Source organism: Deinococcus aerius (assembly GCF_002897375.1).
Taxonomy (GTDB): domain Bacteria; phylum Deinococcota; class Deinococci; order Deinococcales; family Deinococcaceae; genus Deinococcus; species Deinococcus aerius.
In genome coordinates this window covers 404,023-410,866 of the sequence record NZ_BFAG01000002.1, presented here as the reverse complement: position 1 = coordinate 410,866, position 6,844 = coordinate 404,023, and the positions used below count along the sequence as shown (strand labels likewise).

Below are 6,844 nucleotides of genomic sequence, written 5' to 3'. Positions count from 1 at the left end.
TCGCGCGCAACTCTTCCACGTCCACGGGGCGCGTCGTCTCGATCATCGCGAAGTGCAGGTGGCTGAGGTTGTAGGGGCCCGCCCCGGCCAGGGTGGTGATGTCGAGCCCCGGGATCACCGTCTGGGCGTCCGGTCCCTGATGGCTGGGCACCTTCGTTTCCGGGGTGGCCGTGTTGATCATGCCGTTCCGGTGCGACTCCCACGGGTCGGTCGCCCGCCGCATCAGCACGGCCCGCACGCGTCTGGCCAGGCCACGCCCGTGCAGCGCGTGGCTGATCCGGCTGAGGGCGGTGGTATTGCAGGACACCACCCGCGCGGAGTCGCGGTTCAGTGCCCCCTCGTAATTCACCTGCGCCACGAACGAGTACCCCGCCAGTTCGTGCTTCTCCCCCCCCTGCCAAATTGGCTTGACGCCCGCCGCCTGGTACGCGGCCTGGTTGGCGGCCGCGACCCTCTTGGGGGCGCAGTCCACCACCACGTCCACCTGCGCCAGCAGGTCCTGGAGCGTTCCGGCCACCGGCACCCCGGCGGCCTGCAACTCGCCCGACCTTTCCGGGAGGCTGGCGTACACTGGGTACCCGCGCTCGACCGCGACACGGATGCGGTAGTCCGGCACCACATCCGCCACGCCCACAAGTTCCATGTCGTCCTGCGCGCTCACCGCGTCCGCGACGCGCTTGCCGATGACACCGTAGCCGTTGACGGCCACCCGCACCTTGGCTGATTTCATGCGGTCCTCTCCTTCCAGAACGTCAGAGGCGGAGTGCCCCTCGGGACCCAGCCTAGGCCGCCGGACCAAGCGGGCCCTGTCGAGTGGCTGAAGCTGCGCTGAGCCCCTTCCCCGGCCTGGTGGTCCGGGACCCGTCCCGCGAGGACTTGTCGGGGCTCCCGCGGCGCGTCGAGCAGGAGGGCCACAGCTTCACCCTCTCTAGACCCCGGAGCGGGCGAGACCCCGGAGCGGGCGCACCAGTGCTCGTCGACGCTCACGAGGCGGCCGGGCTCGCCCCCCACGGCGCCGAGCCCATGCCTGCCCTCCCGCTCATCCCCAAGCCCAGCGCCTCCCGCCATACGGGACGTCCGGCAGCCGCACGCCCCGGCCTGAGCCGCGGTCCCCACCTGGCAAGTGAGCACCTCGACGGGCACGCCGTCCGACAGCAAGATTCGCGGGGCGCTGGACACCTCGCGCATGCAGTCCTCGTCCTGCACGAAGCGCGGGTCGGCGGGAAACTCCACCCTGAGCACGTCCACGCCCAGCGCGGGAAGGTCCTGGGCGCCGCGGACCACCTGTTCGGCCTGACGTCGGGCAAACACCCGCCGGGTCCTCGTCTCGCGGTGCGCCGGGGGAGGCGACGGGCTCGACCAGGGCGGGCAGGTCCTCCTCCCGGCAGGCGGCGATGAGCGCGGCCGTCACCTCCCGCTGACGCGCTGCGGCGTTCTCCCGGGCCGGGTGGTAATACACCAGCAGCTTGGCGGCGTCCGCGCCCATCCGGCGGATCGGCTGCCCCCTCCAACCCGGGTGGAACGTGGTGAGCCGCGCCCCGTGGTCGTCGTTGTACCCGGTGGCCTCCGTGCCGACCCGTAGGCCCGTGTTCCCCGGCAGCGCTTCCACCGCGATGCCCTGCGCCGCCCCATACGGACACCGGGGCCAGGGCGCGGGTGAGGTCCAGCTTGTACCCAGTGAGGCGCGCGGCATCCCCGGATTCCGGGTGACGGGGGCCCATCATGCGCTGGATAGATCCGCGGTGATCGAGGGCCCTCATCACCAACAGCCCTTCCCGGGTTGCGAGGCGTTGCAGGCCGCGCAGTTTCCCGATCGTGAGGGGCGTCATGGCTGCTCCTGGGGTGTGCAGGGGTCCGGGATGCGGACGAAGAGGCGGCTGGCTCCACCGGTGGGTGGGGCGCCCTCTCAGTGGTGGCTCTCGTGTTCCCCGCCGGTGCTCGGCTCCACCTGGCGCAGACCCAGGTCACGGACGCCCCCCGGGGCTGGCGCGAGGGGCGAGACGCTCACCCCGTTCGGCCCCTTCCCGGTCGGCACCCGGGCAACCGTGCGGCGCGTGGCTAGGTCCACGACCGCGAGGGTGTTCGCGTAGGTGTTGGTGACGTACGCGAAGCGCCCGGTGGGGTCCACCGTCACGCCGTGGGCGCCCGCGCCGGTCGCGATGTCCGCCACCACGCTGAACTTCGCGGCGTCAATGACCGACAGGGTCTGGCCGGGGCGCTCCGGGGTGCCCTGGTTGGCCGCCAGGACGAAGCGGTTGTCCGGCGTCACGGTGAGCTGGATCGGCCCGGGACCCACCCGCACCTTTCCGAGAACCTTCCGGGTGGCGACGTCGATCCTGGCCACCGCATTCTCGTCGCGGAGCGTCACGTACGCCACCTTGCCGTTCGGGGCGAACGCCACCTGTGCCGGGGCCTGGCCCACCGGGACCTCCGCGACCGTGCGGGACGCCCGGGCGTCGATCCAGCTCACACTGTTCCCGCCGGTGTTCGCCACCAGGACCCACCGGCCGTCCGGGCTGGGGCGCAGTCCGTGCGGGTGCGCGCCCACCTTCACGGTCGCCAGAGGCTGAAGCGCGGCCGCGTCGATAATGGTGACAGTGCCGTCCTCACCATTTGTGACGTAGGCGCGCTTCCCGTCAGGGCTGACGATGACGTGGGCGGGGGACGTCCCGGTCGGAACGCTGCCCAGCAGCCGGTAACTGGCCGCGTCAATCTTGACCGCCCGCGCCTGCTCGCCGAGCACGGCCCAAACGCTCTTGCCACCTGGGGCGAGCTGAACGTTGTGCGGGGAGGGCACCCCAGTCAGGGTGGCCTGGACACGCCGGGTGGCGGCGTCGATCACCGTCAGGCTCCCGGTCGTCTCATCCGCGACCCAGACACTTCCGCGCACGTCCGGCGCCCCTCCTCCGCCCAGGGTGGTCGCGGCGGACACGCCCAGGAATAACCCCAGCAGCGGAACAACTTGCAGCATACGTGTAGACATTGCATCCTCCGGGTGGCCGGGCGCGGCCTGGAAGCCATCCAGACACTGCGGACTGGCCGTGCCGTGCTTGGCCCGAGGTCATGCTAGGGCGGACATGTAAAGCTTGTGCAAAGCGGCACATGGTGGTGTCCTGGGCTTTCCTTCCATCGCGGTCGGGGCGGAAACTGACCACGCGTGCCCGCGCCAACGGGCAGCGGGTTCGCCGGTCCCGGCGCTTCCACGGGTGGTTGGCACCTCTGCCCGTCCGGCCCGGAACCCGCGGTAACGGCCCGGTAACCCAGGAACACCAAGCTGGGGCGGGAGGTGCACCAGATGAGGAGACGCGGCCGGCAGAGGCGTGGGAGGCACCTGCAGCAGACCCGGCGGCGCGGGGCGACGGGATGAATGCCCGGCTGCTGGCAGAGGTGCTGCTCAAGCGGCGAACCCTGCGAACCCATGACGCCTGGAGCCGCCAGCAACTGGAACGCCATCAGGAGCGGGCGCTCGCCACGCTGCGGCGTTTCGCGCTCGCCCGTTCGCCGTTCTACCGGCGCTTCCACCAGGGGCTCGAAGACCGGCCGCTGCATGAATTGCCGGTTCTCACCAAGAGCGAGCTGATGAGCCGGTACGACGAGCTGGTCACCGACCGCGCCGTGCACCTGGAAGACGTCCGCGCCCACCTGGCTGCCCCAGGCGGCGGGAAGCCGTTCCTGGGGCGGTACCAGGTGAATGCGACGGCGGGCAGCACCGGGCACCCCGGACTGTTCCTGTTCAACCGGGAGGAGTGGTCCTGGGTGCTCGCCTCCTATGCCCGGATGTACGCCTGGAGCGGCATCCGGGCGGATCTCACGCATCATCCCCGCCTCGCGGTGGTCAGCACCACCCACCCCTGGCACCAGTCCGCCAGCGTGGGCGCGAGCGTTCAAAGTCCCCTGGTCCCCACCCTGCGCCTTGACGCAGACCAGCCCCTGCCCGAACTCGTCGCGGCGCTGAATGCCTGGCAGCCCGAGGGGCTGGTGGCCTATGCCGGGACCGCCCACCAGCTCGCCGGGGCCCAACTGTCGGGTGAATTGCACATCCGCCCCAGGGCCGTCCTCACGGCGTCGGAGGTGCTAACCGGTGAGGCGCGGCGCCGCATCACCAGCGCGTGGGGCAAGCGCCCCTTCAACGAGTACGGCGCGACCGAGACGGCCGGGATCGCCGGGGAGTGCGCGCATCACGACGGGCTCCACCTGTACGAGGATCTCCTCGTGATCGAGGTGGTCGATGCGCACCACCGGCCCGTGCCCCCGGGCGAGACGGGCGAGCGGCTGCTCGTCTCAGTGCTGTTCAGCCGCACGTTGCCCCTGATCCGGTATGAACTGACAGACCGGGTCCGCCTCGACACGGGCAGGTGTGCCTGCGGCATGCCGTACCGGCGCCTCACGGCCATCGAGGGCCGGGCGGAAGAGGTCCTGCGCTTGCCCGGCGCCAGGGGGACCGTCGTGACGGTCCACCCCAATGTCTTCCACGATCTGATGGATGCCGTGCCGGTCAGCCAGTGGCAGGTCGTGCTCACCGGATCGGCCGTTCGGGTGCGGGTCACCGGCCCCGGGGCCACCTTGACCCCGGGGAGCGTCGAGGCGAACGTGGCCGCCGCCCTGGAGAGGCGGGGGGTGATCTCCCCGGACGTACGCGTGGAGGTGGTGGAGCAACTTTCCCGGACCGCGCTGGGCAAGACGCCGCTGATCCGGGTGGAGTCCGCAGAGCCGCCCGGGAGGGCGGACCGCTGAACCGGAACCAGCAGGGGCGGGGCCCCGTCCTCCGGCTTTTTCCCGGGCTTTACCGAAGTTGAACAGAGCTTCTGTAGGGTGAGGTCCGTGCAATGTCTGGGAATGTGCCCGAACTGGAGAGTCGCCCTGTGCCCGGCGGTGTTTTCCGTTCCCCCCGCGCCTGCTCGGGGGATGGCCGGGACGGCGTGACATGACGGCGAACACCCGTCACGCCCCCCGCACCGGGCGCCGCGCGGCGTTGCCCCTGGCCCTGCTGGTCGCGGCCGGGCTGGGCGGCGCGCTGTGGTGGCAGACGCAGGGTGCTGGGGTTCGGGCCGCAGGGCGGCTGAGCGGCGACTTCCACGCCCTGCGGGTCCTCCCGGATGGCCGCCTGCTGTACGGGCAGCATGCGGGCGTCTCGGTCAGCACGGACGGGGGCCGGACCTGGGGCGCCGCCGACGGTGCCGGAGACGCCATGGCGCTCGCCCCGGCGGCGGGCGGCACCCTGGTCATGGCCGGGCATGACGTGCTGAAGGTCAGCCGGGACGGCGGGACGACCTGGCAGGACGCGGGGTTCGGAACCCTCCCGGGCACGGACATTCACGGCTTCGTGGCCCTGCCGGGTCGACCCGGCGTGTGGTACGCGAACATCGCCGGAAGGGGCCTCTACCGCACGGAGAACGGGCAGGACTGGCGCTTCGTGTCCCCGGAGACGGCGGGCGTGATGGCGCTCGCGGCAGGTCCGGGGGAGACCCCGCGGCTCTATGCCCTGAGCATGGGTGAGGGGCTGATCGTCTCGGACGACGGCACGACCTGGCAACGGGCCGGGGACGCGCCGCAGGCGGCGGGTTTGGGCCTGGACGTTCACCCGGTGAGCGGCAATGTGTACCTCGCCGGTCCGGCTGGCGTGGCCCGCTCGGAGGACCGGGGCGCGAGCTGGATGAACCTGGGGCTGCCCGAGGGCGCCCTGCTGGTCACCGCCGACCCGCGGGACGAGACGAGGCTGTACGCCGCGGGTGAGAGCGGCCTCCTGTACCGCTCGGTGGACGGGGGGAAGACTTGGAGCCAGTGAGGTCGCGCTGGTGGCTCGCCGCGGCGGGCACCCTCGTCGCCGCGCTCTTCCTCGCGTGGCCGACCATCTCCCCGGTCCTGCGGGAGGCCGCCCTCGACCTGTATCGCCGCAGCGGCACCCTGAACGCCGCCCTGGCGGGTCCCGTCACCGCCCTGCGCCTCCAGGCAGGCGCCTCGCTGCTCACGCCGTTCCTGCTGGGGCTGCTGGCCGCCACCGCGCCCTGCCAGCTCTCGACCGGCGCGGCGACCCTCGCCTACGTCGCGCGGGACGGCCACGCGGGGGGGGCCTGGCCGCGCAGCCTGGCCTTCATGGGGGCGCGCGTGCTGGTGTACCTCGCGCTGGGCGCCGTGGCCGTCTCCGCCTTCGGCGGCACCCTGGCGGCCCCCGGGAACTTCTTCACCGGCGTTCGGCGGGTGCTGGGCCCGCTGATGGTCCTGGTGGGCCTGGCGATGGTCGGCGTGCTGCGCCCCCGCGTCACCCTCGGGACGCGCCTCGCGGGGCGGCTGGAGGAACGCGCCCGGGGGGGGCGCGGCACGCTGGGCGCGTTCCTCCTGGGTCTGGCCTTCAGCCTGGCGTTCTGCCCGACGCTCTTCCTGCTCTACTTCGGCCTGACCCTCCCGCTGGCGCTCACCGCGCCGCTGGGCGCGCTGTACCCGGCCGCGTTCGCGCTGGGGATGACGCTTCCCCTGCTCGTCCTGGTCGCATTCCTGCCCCGGGCGACGGCCAGCGGGCGGCCACCGTACGTCGGTGCTCTCCAGCGCGGCCACCGGCACGCCACGCCGGTGGCCGGGGCCGTGTTCGTCCTGGCCGGGCTGTACGACAGCTTTGTCTATTGGCTGCTCTGACCGCGAGCAGGTCACGCCGGGGCACAGCTGGCCTGTTCTCCCAGGTCCTTGGCCGGGTGCGTCCCGGCGTGCCTCACGTTGGGGGCCAGGAACCACCGCCCAGGTGTCCGGCCAGGGAGGGCACCGACCGGCGTGCCGCCCGGGTTCGAAGGTGGCGAGGGTCAACACCGCGAGTGGCGACGCCCACGCCCAGGTCAGGCACGAGTGGCATCTG

At 72.2% G+C, this 6,844-nt stretch carries 5 protein-coding genes; 3 read left to right on the top strand and 2 right to left on the bottom strand.

Annotated elements, in window-relative coordinates:
• Both DAERI_RS04850 and DAERI_RS04840 read right to left on the bottom strand, forming a co-directional pair.
• Window positions 1-730, bottom strand: a 730-nt coding sequence (locus DAERI_RS04850; RefSeq protein ID WP_103128285.1) for a type II glyceraldehyde-3-phosphate dehydrogenase, incomplete at its 3' end; no start/stop codon positions are given.
• A 1,176-nt stretch (window positions 731-1,906) separates the two neighbouring features.
• Window positions 1,907-2,983 carry a YVTN family beta-propeller repeat protein gene (locus DAERI_RS04840; RefSeq protein ID WP_235610259.1) on the bottom strand — a complete coding sequence of 359 codons (1,077 nt, stop codon included), beginning with the start codon at window positions 2,981-2,983 and terminating at the stop codon, window positions 1,907-1,909.
• A 380-nt stretch (window positions 2,984-3,363) separates the two neighbouring features.
• On the opposite strand from DAERI_RS04840, the gene DAERI_RS04835 reads away from it, so the two are divergent.
• From DAERI_RS04835 to DAERI_RS04825, 3 genes are all read left to right on the top strand, one after another.
• The gene (locus DAERI_RS04835) at window positions 3,364-4,734 is read left to right on the top strand and encodes a phenylacetate--CoA ligase family protein (RefSeq protein WP_103128282.1); all 1,371 of its coding nucleotides are present in this window, start codon (window positions 3,364-3,366) and stop codon (window positions 4,732-4,734) included.
• A 190-nt stretch (window positions 4,735-4,924) separates the two neighbouring features.
• Window positions 4,925-5,785, top strand: a complete 861-nt coding sequence (locus tag DAERI_RS04830; protein WP_103128281.1) for a sialidase family protein — start codon at window positions 4,925-4,927, stop codon at window positions 5,783-5,785.
• The gene (locus tag DAERI_RS04825; protein ID WP_103128280.1) at window positions 5,782-6,630 is read left to right on the top strand and encodes an urease accessory protein UreH domain-containing protein; all 849 of its coding nucleotides are present in this window, start codon (window positions 5,782-5,784) and stop codon (window positions 6,628-6,630) included. The genes DAERI_RS04830 and DAERI_RS04825 overlap by 4 nt, the downstream gene beginning before the upstream one ends.
• The last annotated feature ends 214 nt before the right edge of the window (window positions 6,631-6,844 follow it).